Here is a 15,018-nt window from a genome sequence, read left to right on the forward strand (position 1 = left end):
CGAGACATTGCATAGGCGGCGTGGGTCTAGGGCGAGGTCTGGGGTAAGGGCCGTGGCTGGGGCCGAGCCGGGCGGAGGTCCGGCCCGGCCCGTGTACTGCTGCCGACTCACCCGATCGTCAGATACGCGTCCCCGGCGGGCCTGGGCACACGGGGCGTCACCGGCTCGGCCGGCACCCCCACGGCAACGGCGCCGAGCGGCCGCCACGACTCCGGGACGGCCAACTCGCGGCGGGTGGTGTCGGCGGCGAAGATCGTCGACCCGATCCAGCACGAGCCCAGACCGCGGGCGGCCAGCGCCACCAGCAGCGACTGCACCGCGGCGCCGCCGGCCACGGTGAACATCGTCTCCTCGCAGGCGTTGCGGCGCTCGTCGGGGTAGTCGTGCGCGCCGGCGGCGTCGTCGACGAACGGCACGATCAGCTCGGGACAGGTGCGCAGGAGGTCGCCGCGCCCCAGCCGGCGGACGAGCACCTCGCCGGTGTGCCCCTCGGCCCGCAGATCGCGCTCCCAGTCCTCGCGCAGCGCGTCGAGCAGCCGCGTGCGCGCCTGCCCGGTCACGCGCACGAACCGGATCGGCGTGCTGTGGTGCGGCGCCGGCGCGGTCAGCGCGTCCCTCACGGCCTCGGCGAGCAACTCGGCGTCGACGGGCTCGTCGGCGAAACTGCGGACCGAGCGGCGCGCGGGAACGGCCTCTCGCCGCCCCTGCGCGAGCGCCTCGGTGGTGCCCAGCCGGAACAGGTCGAACTCGCCGTCACGCACGAGGTCCCGCGCCCGCCGGGGGATGTCGACGTCGTCGTCGTCGTGGGGTCCGGCGCCGCTCCCGGCCGCACCGCCGCCGACCGCCCCGCTCCCGACCGCACCATTCCCGCCCACATCGGCACCGTCGGCACCACGCGCGGCGCCGGCGCCCTCGTCGTCGAGCATGAGGTGCGCAAGGCCGCGCACCACGGCGACCGGCCGCCCGCCCAACTTGCCCTTGACCAGGTCGGCGGCCGCCGCGACCTCGTCGGCCACGGCCACGTCGGTCACCAGCAGTTCGTTGCCCTGGCGGTCCACGGCGCCGTCGTAGCCCACCGACACCCGCATCCCCGCCGCGCCGATCGCCAGGTCGATCTGGCCGGTACGCCACGCGCGACCCATGGTGTCGGTGACGATCACCGCCACGCGCGCGCCGGTGAGGCGGCGCAGGTCCGCGGCGAGTGCGCGGGCGGAGGCGTCGGGGTCCTCGGGCAGGAGCGCCAGTTCACCGGCCTCGACGTTGGAGCCGTCGACGCCCGCGGCGGCCTGCACGATCCCCAGCTTGTTCTCGGTGATGAGCGTGCGGTTGACGCGGGCCACCACGCGCACGGACTCGTCCTCCACGAGGCGCCGCCGGAGGGCGTCGCGCTCAGCCGGGTCGGTGGGGGCGGCCACGATCCGCCCCTCGGTCTTGGACAGGACCTTGGAGGTCAGGACCACCACGTCGCCGTCGGTCAGTCCGTGCGGGTCCGCGGTGAGGGACTCGGCGAGGATCCGCGCGAGGTCGTCGCCGGGGCGGAACTCGGGCAGCCCGTCCGGGGCCCACATCGTGACGTCGGAGGGCGCGGCGTGCTCCGCCGTCCAGCGTCGGATCTCGGGGATCGCGTCGTCGGTCACCGTGCGGCCCGCCCGGGCACCTCGAGGCCGGCCAGGCGGATCGCGGCGGCGAGCATCTCGGCGGTGGCCTCGGGGTCCGTCATGAGGAGCGGTGCCTCGGTGACGGGGACGCCGTCGACGTCCACGACCCCGGTGTCCGCACCCTCGGGGCCGTCGCCGGGGGCGACCAGCCAGCCGTCGAGGAGGCCCGTGCCCGCGCGCGCGCCGAAGTGGCGGGCCACGGCCAGGGCATCGGTCTCCACGCCGATCGCGGTCAGACACGCGTCGCCCATGCCGCGCAGGACCGCACCGCCGATCACGGGGCTCACGCCGACGACCGGGGCCGAGGTGGCGCGCAGCGCGGCGCGGATCCCGGGGACCGCGAGGATCGCGCCGACGGAGACCACGGGGTTGGAGGGGGCGACGACGACGAGGTCCGCGCTCTCGATCGCCTCCAGCGTCTCCGGGGTGGGGCGGGCCTTGTCGGCTCCGATGTGGACGAAGCCGGACGCGGGCAGCTGCGCCCTGTGCTTGACCCACCACTCCTGGAAGTGGATCGCGCGCGGGCCGGCGGCCGGGGCGGCCCCGTCGGTCGAGTCATGCGCGGGCGTGGATCCCGCTCCGGCTTCCTCCGGGCCGTCGGTGACCACGACGTGCGTCTCGCAGCGCTCGTCCGACACGGGCAGGAGGGCGACCCCGGGGGACCAGCGTGTGCACAGGGCCTCGGTCACGTCGGTGAGCCGGTAGCCGGCGCCGAGCATCTGGGTGCGGACGAGGTGCGTGGCCAGGTCCTTGTCGCCGAGGCCGAACCAGTCCGGCTGCACACCGTAGGCGGCGAGCTCGTCGCGGCAGTTCCATGTCTCGCCGGCGTGGCCCCAGCCGCGCTCGGTGTCGATCCCGCCGCCGAGGGTGTACATGCAGGTGTCGAGGTCCGGGCAGATACGGACGCCGTGCATCCACGCGTCGTCCCCGACGTTCACCACCGCGTCGATCCGGTGCGGGGAGTCCGTACGCGCGGCCACCTCGTCCAGTCCGAGAAGTCGGCGGGCGCCGAGCAGGAAACGGGCGCCACCGACGCCACCGGCCAGAACACAGATCCTCACAGCGCCCAAGGGTAGTGACCCGGCCCGACGGGGTGGTCGGCGCCGTGGGGGACGTGAGGTGCCGGGGCGGGCCGGCACGGCGAACCCGGTCCGAGAATCCATCGAATCGGATGCCGGAAGTGTCCCACGCCACACTTTTGACGGCGTGTCAGGGGGGACCGGGGGATGTGAGAAATGCTAGGTATCTCGGATTTCGCTTGACCCGGGCGGCTTGCATGTGTGTAATCACAGGTGTGTCATTCCCTGGTGGGTGACCCGAAGAACGCTCCGTTCGCGTCAGAGCGAATATTCAAACACCCAAGCAGTTCACCATGCGTATGCAGCTCACAACGAAGGGATGACCGTGGATCGACAGGCACGCACCGTGGCAGGACCCGACCTGGCCCTGGTCGACCTCGGCGTCCCCGGCCTGTTCGCTGAGGACGAGGAGGAGAGCTGGCAGGACCGCGCTCTCTGCGCCCAGACGGATCCCGAGGCGTTCTTCCCCGAGAAGGGCGGCTCCACCCGGGAGGCCAAGAAGATCTGCACCGGCTGCGAGGTCAAGGCGGAATGCCTCGAGTACGCGCTGGCCAACGACGAGCGATTCGGCATCTGGGGCGGCCTGTCCGAGCGCGAGCGGCGCCGGATCAAGCGCGAAGCCGTGATGTGATCCGCGTCGGCGAGTCCTCGCCGACCGGCGGCGTCGCAGCCGCCTGTTCCTGACCGTCCCGCGGGGCGGTCACCATTCATTTCGGCCCGGCCCTCCGACGATCGGCCACGGGCAGCCCGGCGCCTGCCCTAGGTGCGGTCGGGGCCGGCCTCGACCTCGTCGGGCGAGATCTCCAGATGCTGCGAGACCAGCTCGACGAGGACCGAGTACACGAGGTCGCGCAGGTCGTCGCCGTCAGGCGCGCGCCGGGTGAGTGGCTTCCGGAACAACACGAGTCGGGCGCGGGTCGGCTGCCCGCTGCGGTCCACCCCCGCGGGGACCAGACGGGCGAGGGGGACGTCGCCGTCCGCCACGACCTCCTCGGGCCATGTCTCCCCGGGGCGCAGTCGCATACGGGGCACCATGTCCACGGCCAGGTCGAGGTGAACCAGCTGGCTGTGCCAGTGCTGGTCGATCTCGGCGAAGGCCTCGAGGGCCGCCGCGTCGAACTCGGCCGAGCGGCTGCGCCACCGCGGGACCTCCGGCGGCAGGATGGGGCCACGGGGGCCGTGGCCGCGACGCTCGGCCCGGCGGGAGGTCACCACGCGGGGGCCGCTACGCCCCGGGTCGCCGGGGAAGTCCCGGACCGAGATCCGGCTGCCCGCGGCCACGTCGGTCTGGCCGGCGCCGGGGATGGCGGTCCCGGTCGGCGGCCGTCCGGGAATATGGGCGCTGGGAGTCATGGCGCGAGGATAGCGCCGTCCGCTCCCTGTCGGCCGGAGCGGACCGTGTGGATCGCCTCGGCGTGTCGGGCGGGTCGGGGGGTGCGTCGGCGTTCGTCGGGGCTACGCTGGGATCTCGTGAGTGAGAACCGTCGTTGCTGCCGCCCGGGATGTCCGAATCGTGCGGTCGCCACGCTCACCTACGTCTACGCGGACTCCACCGCGGTGGTCGGACCGCTGCCCGCGGTGGAGGAGCCACACGCGTGGGACCTGTGCGCCGCCCACGCCCTGCGCATCACCGCGCCTCGTGGTTGGGACCTGGTCCGGCACCCTGACATCGACACCTCCGCCGAGGACTCGGATCTCACGGCTCTCCTCGACGCCGTCACCGGCGGACCCGTCGGTGGTCGTCGCACCGGGGCCGCGCTCGTCGACGCCGAGCGCCTGCGGCGGTTGGGGGTGTCCGAGCCGGGCCCGCTGTTCCCGGACGACGCACCCGAGTTCCCGACCGGACGTCCTCACCTGCGCGTGGTTCCGGACGCCCCGGAGTCCGCGGGGAGTGCGGCGGGTGGGCCCGGCGACGACCCCGGGGAGCCGGGGCCGGGGATCGGTTGATCCCCGCCCGCGAGGCGGATCCGTCGGCGGATGCGCACGGGTAGTGTCGCGGGTGACATTCACCCGCCTCATCCCTGGAGCAGCACGTGGCACGCAGCGCCGAGTCCGTCCGAGCAGTCATCAAGGCCTACGACGTCCGTGGGATCGTCGGTGAGCAGATCGACGAGGATTTCGTCCGCGAGGTAGGCGGCTCCTTCGCGCGCCTCATGCGCTCGGAGGGGGCCGGCGCCGTCGTCGTCGGTCATGACATGCGGGACTCGTCCCCGTCGCTGTCGGCCGCATTCGCCGAGGGCGTCACCGCCCAGGGCCTGGACGTGGTGGTCATCGGTCTCGCCTCCACCGACCAGCTCTACTACGCCTCGGGACTGCTCGACTGCCCCGGCGCAATGTTCACCGCCAGCCACAATCCCGCCCGGTACAACGGCATCAAGCTGTGCCGCGCGGGCGCCAAGCCGGTGGGCCAGCAGTCCGGGTTGCAGGTCATCTCCGAGGAGGTGACAAGCGGCGTCCCCGCTTTCGAGCGAGCGGCCGGCACCGTGTCCGAGCGCGATGTCCTCGACGGGTACGGGGAGTACCTGCGCGGGCTGGTCGACCTCTCGGACATCCGGCCGCTCAAGGTGGCCGTGGACGCGGGTAACGGCATGGGCGGGCACACCGTCCCCGCCGTCCTGGGCGGGCTCCCGCTGGAGATCGTGCCCCTGTACTTCGAGCTCGACGGTAACTTCCCCAACCACGAGGCCAACCCGCTCGAGCCGGCCAACCTCGTGGACCTGCAGGCCCTGGTCCGCGAGAGCGGCGCCGACATCGGGCTGGCGTTCGACGGGGACGCGGACCGGTGCTTCGTCGTGGACGAGCGCGGTGAGCCCGTCGCCCCGTCGGCCATCACCGCCCTCGTCGCGGAGCGGGAGCTGGCCAAGGATCCCGGCGCCACGATCATCTACAACCTCATCACCTCCCACGCGGTGCCCGAACTGGTCGAGCGGCAGGGTGGCGTCGCAGTCCGTACGAGGGTGGGCCACAGCTTCATCAAGGCACAGATGGCCGACACCGGCGCGGTGTTCGGAGGCGAGCACTCGGCGCACTACTACTTCCGTGACTTCTGGGGCGCCGACTCCGGGATGTTGGCGGCGATGCACGTCCTTGCCGCGCTCGGCGGGCAGGACGGCACGCTCTCCGACCTCATGGCCGAGTACACGACCTATGCCGCCTCGGGCGAGATCAACTCGACCCTGAACTCCGCCGAGGCACAGGCCGAGCGGATGGAGGCCGTCGTGGCGACGTTCACCGACCGGGCCGTGTCCATCGACCGGCTCGACGGCGTGACCGTCGATCTGGGGGAGGGCACCTGGTTCAACCTGCGTGCCTCCAACACCGAGCCTCTCCTGCGACTCAACGCCGAGGCGCCGACCAGCGAGGGTGTCGGCGCGATCGTCGACGAGGTCCTCGCGATCGTCCGTGCCTGACCTGTCGAGCGATACCGGATCCGGCCGGATCGATCTCGACGACGCCGAAGCGCTCCGCGCGGCGGACGCGACCGGGGCACTTCTGCACGCCTCGATGGGGGGCGCGCAGGTCCGGACCGTCGCGACCGCGGTGGCGGCAGGGCTTCTCGACGAGCTCGACGGCGTGCGGCCCAGGGCGATGGTCTGGGTCGGTGGCCGGTCCGCGCGCGCCCGTCAGGCGGCCGACCTGGTCGTCGCGCTGACCGAGGCCGTGGGCGGCTCTGCCGTCCCGCCGCTCGTGGTGGCGCACAGCTTGCCCGCCTGGGTGGGTGCGCTCGACGTGGTCCTGGTCTCCGGCGATGACGCGGGGGATCCGGGGCTCGCCGCCGCGATCGACACCGCGGCCGGTCGTGGCGCCGCCGTGGTGGTGGACGTGCCCCGGGAGGGGCCGGTCGCGGAGTCCGGCCGGGGGCAGGCCATGTGGCTCGAGCCCCTGCCGTACCTGCCCCCGCATCGCGGGGTCCTGCGCCATGTCGCCGCCGGCATGGCGGTGCTGACCGCACTGGGCGCCCGGGGCCTGGATGTCACCGCCGCCGCCGACGCGATCGACGTCGAGCTCGAGAGTCTCGGCCCCGAACTCTCGACCCCGGTCAACCCGGCGAAGCTTCTCGCCACCACGGTCGCGGGACGGGACCCACTGGTGTGGGTCCACGCCGACGCGGTCTCGGAGGCCGTGTGCGCCCGCGCGGTCGCGGCGTTCTGCGACGCCGGCCGGGTCACCGCGTCGACCTCCGTCGCCGATGCGGTGCGAGCGCAGGCCGAGCGGGCCCAGGGCCGCCCGCCGGCGGATCCGCTGGCCAGCCTTTTCCACGACGACGAGCTGGACGGGCCGCGGGGTGACCTACCGGCGCGTCACCTCGGTATGGTGTTGAGCGCGGACGAGGACCTCGTCCGGCTGGCCGCGGGCCCGCTCGCGGATGTCGAGTGGATCACCGACCGTGGTCAGGACACGGTCGGCGATGCTCCGACCCCGTTGAGCGGAAAGGTGGCCGCGTTCATGGCCCGGACCGAACTGTCGGCCGCATATCTCCTGGTCGGGGGGCTGTAGGCCAGTGGTGGCACTCAGCCCGGTGGTCCAGGCATACGCCTGGGGCTCCCGGACCGCTCTCCCCGAGCTGTGCGGGACGGCCTCCCCGGCCCCGCACCCCGTCGCCGAGCACTGGTTCGGGGCCCACGACTCGGGCTCCTCGCTCTGCGCCGACGGACGCGGTCTCGACGCCAGGATCGCCGCCGATCCGCGGGGCGAACTGGGGGACAGGGTCGTCGACGAGTACGGCGGGGGGCTGCCGTTCCTCGTCAAGCTGCTCTCCGCCGAGCAGGCCTTGTCTCTGCAGGCGCACCCGTCGCCGGAGCGGGCACGTGAGGGTTATGCGGCCGAGGACGCACGCGGGATCGCCCTGGACGCGAACAACCGCAACTACCGGGACGTCAACCACAAGCCCGAGATCCTGGTCGCGCTGACCGAGTTCCACGCCCTCGTCGGCTTCCGGCCCGTCGAGCGCACGATCGCCCTGTTCGACGCCCTGGACGTGGCTCTGCTCCGCCCCTATCGGGACATGCTGGCGGGTCAGCCGGATGCGGAGGGGCTGCGCGCTGTGTTCACGACCTTCGTGACTATGCCGCACCCGGCCCTCGCCGATGTCGTGTCGGACCTGGTCGGATGCGCTGTCGGCTATCTGTCCGCCCACGGGGTCGACGGTCCCTGGTCGCCCGTGGCCGCCACGGTCACCGAGCTCGCGGAGCGCTACCCCAGCGATCCCGGCGTGTTGGCGGCGATGCTGCTCAACCGGGTCAGCCTGCATCCCGGCGAGGCCGTCTACCTGGGCCCCGGCCAGCTTCACGCCTATCTGAACGGCGTCGGCGTGGAGGTCATGGCCAACTCGGATAACGTCCTGCGTGGTGGCCTGACGCCCAAGCACGTGGACGTCCCCGAGCTCATGCGGGTGCTCGAGTTCACCCCGCTGCCCGACCCCACGGTGCAGCCGACGCCCGTGGACCGCGGCATCCCCGGCGAGGTCGACTACCCCACGCCGGAACCCGATTTCGCCCTGTCGCGTATCGACCTTCCCGCCGGAACCGAGTCGGTGTGGTGGCGGCCCGAAGGGCCTGAGGTGCTGTTGTGCACCTCCGGATCCGTCCGGGTCCACGACGGTGACTCGACCGAGATCCTCGGCGCCGGGGGCGCCTGCTGGGTGCCGGCGTCGGCGAACACCGTCACGCTGTCCGGTGCGGAGGGGGCCACGGTGTTCCGGACCCGCGTCGGGGACCGGTGACCGGACCACCGGCGCGGGAGGACTCCCGCTAGTGTGGTGCGGAAGTCTTCACAGAGATCGACAAGGAGCTGGTCGCACACATGTCCGCTGATCTGCAGGTGCAGTCCGTCAACGGTATCGAGTTCAAGGTGGCGGATCTCTCGCTCGCGGAGGCGGGCCGCAAGCAGATCCGTCTCGCGGAGCACGAGATGCCGGGTCTGATGGCGCTGCGCGAGGAGTACGCGACCGAGCAGCCGCTGGCCGGCGCCCGGATCGCCGGATCGATCCACATGACCGTCCAGACCGCGGTCCTCATCGAGACCCTCACCGCGCTCGGTGCCGAGGTGCGGTGGGCGTCCTGCAACATCTTCTCCACCCAGGACGAGGCCGCCGCCGCCGTCGTGGTGGGCCCGGAGGGCTCCCCCGAGGCGCCGGCCGGTGTGCCGGTCTTCGCCTGGAAGGGCGAGACGCTGGAGGAGTACTGGTGGTGCACCGAGCAGATCATGACCTGGCCGGGCGAGACCCCCAACATGATCCTCGACGACGGTGGCGACGCCACGATGCTCGTCATCAAGGGCACCGAGTTCGAGGCCGCCGGCGCCGTGCCGTCGGATGACGAGGCGTGGTCCGCGGAGGAGAAGGTCTTCCACGCGCTGCTGCGCGAGTCGGTCCCGGCGCACCCGGGCAAGTTCACGGCGATCGCCGAGTCGGTCCAGGGCGTGACCGAGGAGACCACCACCGGCGTGCACCGTCTGTACCACTTCCACAACGAGGGTGTGCTGCCGTTCCCGGCGATGAACGTCAACGACGCCGTCACCAAGAGCAAGTTCGACAACAAGTACGGCACCCGCCACTCGCTGCTCGACGGGATCAACCGCGGCACCGACGCCCTGATCGGCGGCAAGAAGGCCCTGGTCTGTGGCTACGGTGACGTGGGCAAGGGCTGCGCCGAGGCGCTCGCCGGCCAGGGCGCGCGCGTCCAGGTCACCGAGGTCGACCCGATCAACGCCCTGCAGGCGCTCATGGACGGCTTCGACGTGGTCACCGTCGATCAGGCGATCGCCGACGCCGACATCGTCATCACCGCCACCGGCAACAAGGACATCATCACCTTCGAGCACATGAAGGCGATGAAGAACAAGGCCATCCTCGGCAACATCGGCCACTTCGACAACGAGATCGACATGGCCGGCCTCGAGTCCGCCGCCGACGTCACCCGGATCAACATCAAGCCGCAGGTCGACGAGTTCGTCTTCGAGGAGGACGGCCGTTCGATCATCGTGCTGTCCGAGGGGCGCCTGCTCAATCTCGGCAATGCCACCGGACACCCGTCGTTCGTGATGTCCAACAGCTTCTCCGATCAGGTCATCGCCCAGATCGAGCTGTTCACCAAGGCCGATCAGTACCCGGTCGGCGTGCACCTGCTGCCCAAGATCCTCGACGAGAAGGTCGCCCGGCTGCACGTCGAGGCGCTCGGCGGCACGATCACGCGCCTCGCCAAGGATCAGGCCGAGTACATCGGCGTGGACGTCGAGGGCCCGTACAAGCCCGAGCACTACCGCTACTGATCGACCGGATTCCGGACCGGGGGGCAAGGGCAGTGAACGGCAGGCTCGCCGTGATCGAAGGGCTGGACGGTGCGGGGAAGAACACCCTGACCACCGCGCTCGCCGAGGAGCTGACCGGCCGCGGACTCACGGTCGGCCGCCTGGCCTTCCCCCGCTACGGGACCCTGCATGCCGACCTGGCCGCCGATGCACTGCACGGAGGCCAGGCCGGCACCGCGGACTCCCCGCACGCGATGGCGCTGTTGTTCGCGATGGACCGCCACGCCGCGTCGGGGGAGTTGTCCGCCCTGGGCGAGGCCAACGATGTGGTCCTGCTGGACCGGTACGTGGCCTCCAACGCCGCCTACACCGCGGCCCGACTGGGCGCGGAGCGGGCCGATGAGGCCGTGGAATGGATCGGCGCGTTGGAGTTCGAGCGGCTCGGCCTGCCCGTCCCGGACCTCCAGATCCTGCTCGACACCCCGGTCGAGGTCGCCGCGGAACGGGCGGGCTCCCGCGAAGTGTCCGATCCGGGCCGCGCCCGCGATCGGTACGAACGCGACTCGACCCTCCAGGCCGACACGTCCCGGGCCTACCGGCGGCTCGCCGAGACCTCCTGGCGTTCGCCCTGGACGATCCTCGGGGCCGAGCCCGACGTACACGAGTTGGCCGACGTCGTCGTCGGACTCTAGATCCCCGCGGGTACTCCGGCGGCGCGAACACCGGCCGCCCCGGTCGGCAGTGGGCTCGTCTCGGAGGCCGAGCCGTGCCCACGTGGTGTCGGTCCGGGCGGGTAAGGTCTGTATGAGCAGGAACACGACCCGCGGAGCGTTCCGACGGTCGCGTGCGCCTGCCGCCCCGACACGATACGCCGACAACAAGTGGTGACAATGACCCCCAAGATCCTCGTCGTCGACGACGACGCCGCGCTGGCAGAGATGCTCACCATCGTCCTGCGGGGCGAGGGGTTCGAGACCGAGGTCGTCGGCGACGGCGTCCAGGCCAGTGAGACGTTCCGCGCTGCACAGCCCGACCTGGTGCTGCTGGACCTCATGTTGCCGGGCAAGAGCGGGATCGACGTGTGTCGGGAGATCCGCGCGGAGTCCCGCGTCCCGATCGTCATGCTCACCGCCAAGACCGACACGGTCGATGTGGTGCTGGGCCTGGAGTCCGGCGCTGACGACTACATAATGAAGCCGTTCAAGCCCAAGGAGCTGGTGGCCCGCATCCGGGCCCGGCTGCGGCGGGGCGAGGACGAGCCGAGCGAGGTACTGCACATCGGCGACGTGACGATCGACGTGCCCGCGCACACCGTCACCCGCGAGGGGACACCGATCCCGCTCACCCCGCTCGAGTTCGACCTGCTCGTGGAGCTTGCACGTAAGCCCCGACAGGTGTTCACGCGAGAGGTTCTCCTCGAGCACGTGTGGGGCTACCGCCACTCGGCGGACACCCGCCTGGTCAACGTCCACGTCCAGCGTCTGCGCGCGAAGATCGAGAAGGATCCGGAGAACCCCGAGGTGGTCCTCACGGTTCGTGGAGTCGGCTACAAGGCGGGCGCGGTCTCGTGACCGCCGCTCGCCCGGGCGACGCGGCGGCGTCCCCCGGGGACGAGCGCGACACCCGCGACCTGACGGACTCGTCGCCGACCCTCCGCGAGAGGCTGGCGGACCTGGACCCAGGGGCGCTGGGGCTGCGGATCGCGCGGCTCTGGCGGCGCTCACTGCAGTTGCGCGTCGTCACCTCGACCCTGGCGTTGTCGATGGGCGTGATCCTGACGATCGCGTTCATGCTCCAGAGCCAGATGACCGCGCAGTTGCTGTCGACCAAACTCGACGCGGCCGTCGAACAGGCGGGCCGTCTGCGGCTCACGGTGGAGGCGCAGATCGCGGCCACCGACGAGGGCACCAGCGAACAGTCCAGGCTCGACCAGGCCCGCAGCGCGCTCGGCGAGCGCGGCTTGGCCTCCGGCGGGGACTCGGTCCACGCCGGCACCTTCGACCCGATACTCGTGATCCCCGACCAGACCGGCCGGGGGCAGGTCGTCAGCCCTGCCGGGGCCCAGGTCCCGCCGGAACTGCAGTCCCTCGTCCAGCGGGGCCGGATCGCCTCCCAGTACGTCACCATGGACTTCCGTGGCGAGCAGGTGAAGGCGCTGATCATCGGCACGCCCACCGACTCGTCGATCCCGGGGCTCGAGCTGTATCTCGTCTATCCGTTGATCGCCGAGGAACAGACGCTCGGGATCATGCGCGGCATCGTCGCCACCGCGGGGCTCGCCATCATCGTGCTGTCCGCGGCGATCGCCTGGATGGTCGCCCGACAGGTCGTCCTGCCGGTGCGGCAGGCCGCCTCGATCGCCCAACGTTTCGCCAACGGGCACCTCAAGGAACGGATGGTGATCCGCGGCGAGGACGACGTTGCGCGGCTGGCGATGGCGTTCAACGACATGGCACAGAGCCTGTCCGACCAGATCACCCAACTCGAGGAGTTCGGTGACCTGCAGAAGCGGTTCACCTCCGACGTCTCCCACGAGCTGCGCACCCCGCTGACCACCGTCCGCATGGCCGCCAGCATCATCTCCGACTCGGCGGAACACCTCGACGCGCCCACCAAGCGAGCGGTCGAGTTGCTCGAGTCGGAGCTCGATCGCTTCGAGAGCCTGCTCACCGATCTGCTCGAGGTCTCCCGCCACGACGCCGGCATGGCCGAGCTGTCGGTGGCCGAGATGGACGTGCGTAACGCCGTCCAGGACTCGGTCGAGACCGTCGCCCACATCGCCGAGTCCGCGGGGGTCGAGGTCGAGGTCGACATGCCGGACGATCCCGTCATCGCCGAGGTCGACTCGCGACGCGTCGAGCGGATTCTGCGTAACCTCATCGCCAACGCCCTGGACCACTCCGAATCGAAACCGGTCAAGGTGACGATGCGGATGTCCGACGCCGCGCTGGCGGTCTCGGTCCGCGACCGGGGCGTGGGACTCAAGCCGGGGGAGGAGGCCTTGGTCTTCAACCGTTTCTGGCGGGCCGACCCCTCGCGGGTACGCCGCTCCGGCGGGACCGGTCTGGGCCTGGCCATCGCGCTCGAAGACGCCAAGCTCCACGGTGGCCGACTGGACTGCTGGGGCAGCCCGGGCGAGGGCTCCTGCTTCCGACTCACCATCCCCAGGCAGCACGGCGGAACCCTGACGTCCAGCCCGCTGCCGCTGACGCCGGAGGACGAGGCGCGACAGATCCGGTCCGATTCGCCCACCCCGCTCGACCGTGTCCCCGGGACCGCGGACGGTGAGGGATGACCAGGGCCCGGCTGCTGTCCCTCCTGGTGGCGCTCGTGAGTGCGACCGGGTTGGTGGCGACGGGCTGTGCGACGCTGCCGTCGTCGTCGTCGCCCCAGGTCATCGACACCTTCGCCCCCTCCTCGCCCGACCTGTCGGTCCCCACGCCGGTGCCGGATCAGGAGCCCGACCTGTTGGTCCGCGACTTCATCAAGGCGGCGGCCATCGCCGACCAGCGGCACGCCGCCGCCCGCCAGTTCCTCACGCCGGAGGCAGCGGAGCAGTGGGACGACTCTGCCGAGACGACCATCGTGCTGCGCGCCGATCTCAGCGCCGAAGGCGGCCGCTCCGCCGACCGCGCCGAGTACACCCTGCGCGGTGAGAAGGTCGGCACACTCGACCCGGGCGGGATCTTCCGCGACGACACGGGGCAGGTCGAGGTGACCATCGGGCTCACCCGCACCGACGGGCAGTGGCGCATCGACGAGCTCCCGCCCGGCGTGGTGATCGAACGCACCGAGTTCTTCTCCACCTATGCCCAGCGTGAACTGTTCTTCCTCTCCGGCTCCGCCGACTCCCTCGTCCCCGACCCGCGCTGGACCGCCGCCGACCGCACCGATCTGGGGTACTCGCTCGTCAATCTGCTGGCCACCGGGCCCCGGCCGGCGTTGGACGGGGCGGTGCTCTCGCGGGTCCCGGACTCGGTGTCCGTCCGTCCGACCGAGTCCGCCGACGATGAGGATCAGCCCGGCACGACCATCGATTTCACCGGCCTTCCCGTGCTTAGCAGCCAGGCCACCACCCAGTTCGCGGCCCAGGTGGTCTGGACCCTCGCCAGATCGGACGTTCCCGGGCCCTATCGGCTCGAACGCGACGGCGCCCCGCTCGACGAGCGCTACGCCGAAGGCTGGACGACCGAGGACGTCCGCGATTTCGACCCCTACCCACCCGTCGAGCCCATGCGCTACGCCCTCACCGCCGCCGACGGCCTGGTGCGACTCGACGCAGGCGGCGCCCGCCCGGCCGACGGGCCCTGGTCCGCGGTCCGCGGGGGGCGGAGCGCCGCCATGTCGTATGACGGTCGCACCGTGGCCGTGGTGGCCGGGGACGTGCAGGCCGGACCCCGCCGCCTCATGGTGGGCGCGCTCGACGCGCAGCCCGTCGAGGCGATCAGCGCCCGCACGGTGGCCGGCCCGACCTTCCACCCCATCGACGGACGGGTCTGGGCGCTGGTCGACGGCACCCGCCTGGTGCGGATCGGGGTCGGCGGAGACGATCCGTCGATCCAGGAGATGGACGCACGACCGATCCTGGACCTCGGGTCCGGGGTGTCGGACCTGCGGATCGACCGATCCGGTGCCCGGATGGCCGTGGTCGCCGACGGCAAGGTGTTCATCGGCGCACTGTCGGATGAGACCGGGCAGCCGCTCGCCGGCTCGTTCCGCCAGATCGGTCGGACTCTGGGCGAGACCGTGACGTCGGTGGCCTGGCGTGACCGGTCGACCGTCGTGGTGGGACGCGATACCGCGGAGGCGCCGGTCGTGACGATCTCGGTCGACGGGGCGATCACCGAGCCGCTCTCGCAGCGCAACATCTCCGGCCCGGTCACCGACGTGGCCGCCGCCGGCCGCGAAGTGTATGCGGTGGACCAGCGCTCGCTCCTGCGCCTGGACACCGCCGCCGAGACCAGTGATCGCTACTGGCGCGAGATCAACGGGCTCGCCGCGATCCGCGCCGAGCCGGTGGTCGCGGGCTGATC

13 protein-coding genes are annotated in these 15,018 nt (G+C 71.7%); 10 read left to right on the plus strand and 3 right to left on the minus strand.

Annotated features, from left to right (window positions below):
• Nucleotides 1-107: 107 nt before the first annotated feature.
• Together ACWGLC_RS07040 and ACWGLC_RS07045 are read right to left on the minus strand one after the other, a co-directional pair.
• Nucleotides 108-1,637 (minus strand): coenzyme F420-0:L-glutamate ligase, encoded by a 1,530-nt coding sequence (locus ACWGLC_RS07040; RefSeq protein WP_452099221.1) that lies wholly within the window; start codon nucleotides 1,635-1,637, stop codon nucleotides 108-110.
• Complete coding sequence (locus ACWGLC_RS07045) at nucleotides 1,634-2,719, minus strand: 2-phospho-L-lactate transferase CofD family protein (protein ID WP_452099222.1); 1,086 nt, start codon at nucleotides 2,717-2,719, stop codon at nucleotides 1,634-1,636. The genes ACWGLC_RS07040 and ACWGLC_RS07045 overlap by 4 nt, the downstream gene beginning before the upstream one ends.
• Nucleotides 2,720-3,056: 337 nt before the next feature.
• Between ACWGLC_RS07045 and ACWGLC_RS07050 the strand changes: the two genes are divergently transcribed.
• Nucleotides 3,057-3,368 carry a WhiB family transcriptional regulator gene (locus tag ACWGLC_RS07050; protein WP_230930249.1) on the plus strand — a complete coding sequence of 104 codons (312 nt, stop codon included), beginning with the start codon at nucleotides 3,057-3,059 and terminating at the stop codon, nucleotides 3,366-3,368.
• A gap of 128 nt (nucleotides 3,369-3,496) precedes the next feature.
• On the opposite strand, the gene ACWGLC_RS07055 is transcribed toward ACWGLC_RS07050, so the two are convergent.
• Nucleotides 3,497-4,018 carry a metallopeptidase family protein gene (locus ACWGLC_RS07055; RefSeq protein WP_372459564.1) on the minus strand — a complete coding sequence of 174 codons (522 nt, stop codon included), beginning with the start codon at nucleotides 4,016-4,018 and terminating at the stop codon, nucleotides 3,497-3,499.
• Between the two features lie 189 nt (nucleotides 4,019-4,207).
• Here ACWGLC_RS07055 and ACWGLC_RS07060 point away from each other — a divergent pair, with 189 nt between their 5' ends.
• The 9 genes from ACWGLC_RS07060 (at nucleotide 4,208) to ACWGLC_RS07100 (ending at nucleotide 15,016) form a co-directional block, all read left to right on the plus strand.
• Entirely contained in the window at nucleotides 4,208-4,684 is a 477-nt protein-coding gene (locus ACWGLC_RS07060; protein WP_452099223.1) for a DUF3499 domain-containing protein, read from the plus strand.
• An 86-nt stretch (nucleotides 4,685-4,770) separates the two neighbouring features.
• The gene (locus tag ACWGLC_RS07065) at nucleotides 4,771-6,147 is read left to right on the plus strand and encodes a phosphomannomutase/phosphoglucomutase (protein ID WP_452099224.1); all 1,377 of its coding nucleotides are present in this window, start codon (nucleotides 4,771-4,773) and stop codon (nucleotides 6,145-6,147) included.
• Complete coding sequence (locus tag ACWGLC_RS07070; protein WP_452099225.1) at nucleotides 6,140-7,234, plus strand: hypothetical protein; 1,095 nt, start codon at nucleotides 6,140-6,142, stop codon at nucleotides 7,232-7,234. Before ACWGLC_RS07065 ends, ACWGLC_RS07070 begins: the two co-directional genes overlap by 8 nt.
• Nucleotides 7,235-7,241: 7 nt before the next feature.
• The gene (manA, locus tag ACWGLC_RS07075) at nucleotides 7,242-8,459 is read left to right on the plus strand and encodes a mannose-6-phosphate isomerase, class I (protein ID WP_452099226.1); all 1,218 of its coding nucleotides are present in this window, start codon (nucleotides 7,242-7,244) and stop codon (nucleotides 8,457-8,459) included.
• Nucleotides 8,460-8,539: 80 nt separating this feature from the next.
• On the plus strand, nucleotides 8,540-10,006 hold the full coding sequence (gene ahcY / locus ACWGLC_RS07080) for an adenosylhomocysteinase (RefSeq protein WP_452099227.1): 1,467 nt from the start codon (nucleotides 8,540-8,542) through the stop codon (nucleotides 10,004-10,006).
• 32 nt (nucleotides 10,007-10,038) lie between these two features.
• Nucleotides 10,039-10,677 (plus strand): dTMP kinase, encoded by a 639-nt coding sequence (locus tag ACWGLC_RS07085; RefSeq protein ID WP_452099228.1) that lies wholly within the window; start codon nucleotides 10,039-10,041, stop codon nucleotides 10,675-10,677.
• A gap of 198 nt (nucleotides 10,678-10,875) precedes the next feature.
• Nucleotides 10,876-11,556 carry an MtrAB system response regulator MtrA gene (mtrA, locus tag ACWGLC_RS07090; protein WP_269075066.1) on the plus strand — a complete coding sequence of 227 codons (681 nt, stop codon included), beginning with the start codon at nucleotides 10,876-10,878 and terminating at the stop codon, nucleotides 11,554-11,556.
• Nucleotides 11,553-13,280 (plus strand): MtrAB system histidine kinase MtrB, encoded by a 1,728-nt coding sequence (gene mtrB, locus ACWGLC_RS07095; RefSeq protein WP_452099229.1) that lies wholly within the window; start codon nucleotides 11,553-11,555, stop codon nucleotides 13,278-13,280. The genes mtrA and mtrB overlap by 4 nt, the downstream gene beginning before the upstream one ends.
• Nucleotides 13,277-15,016, plus strand: coding sequence for an LpqB family beta-propeller domain-containing protein (locus tag ACWGLC_RS07100; protein ID WP_452099230.1), 1,740 nt, complete (start codon nucleotides 13,277-13,279; stop codon nucleotides 15,014-15,016). Before mtrB ends, ACWGLC_RS07100 begins: the two co-directional genes overlap by 4 nt.
• Nucleotides 15,017-15,018: the final 2 nt, after the last annotated feature.

It is taken from the genome of Dietzia sp. NPDC055877 (genome assembly GCF_053615975.1).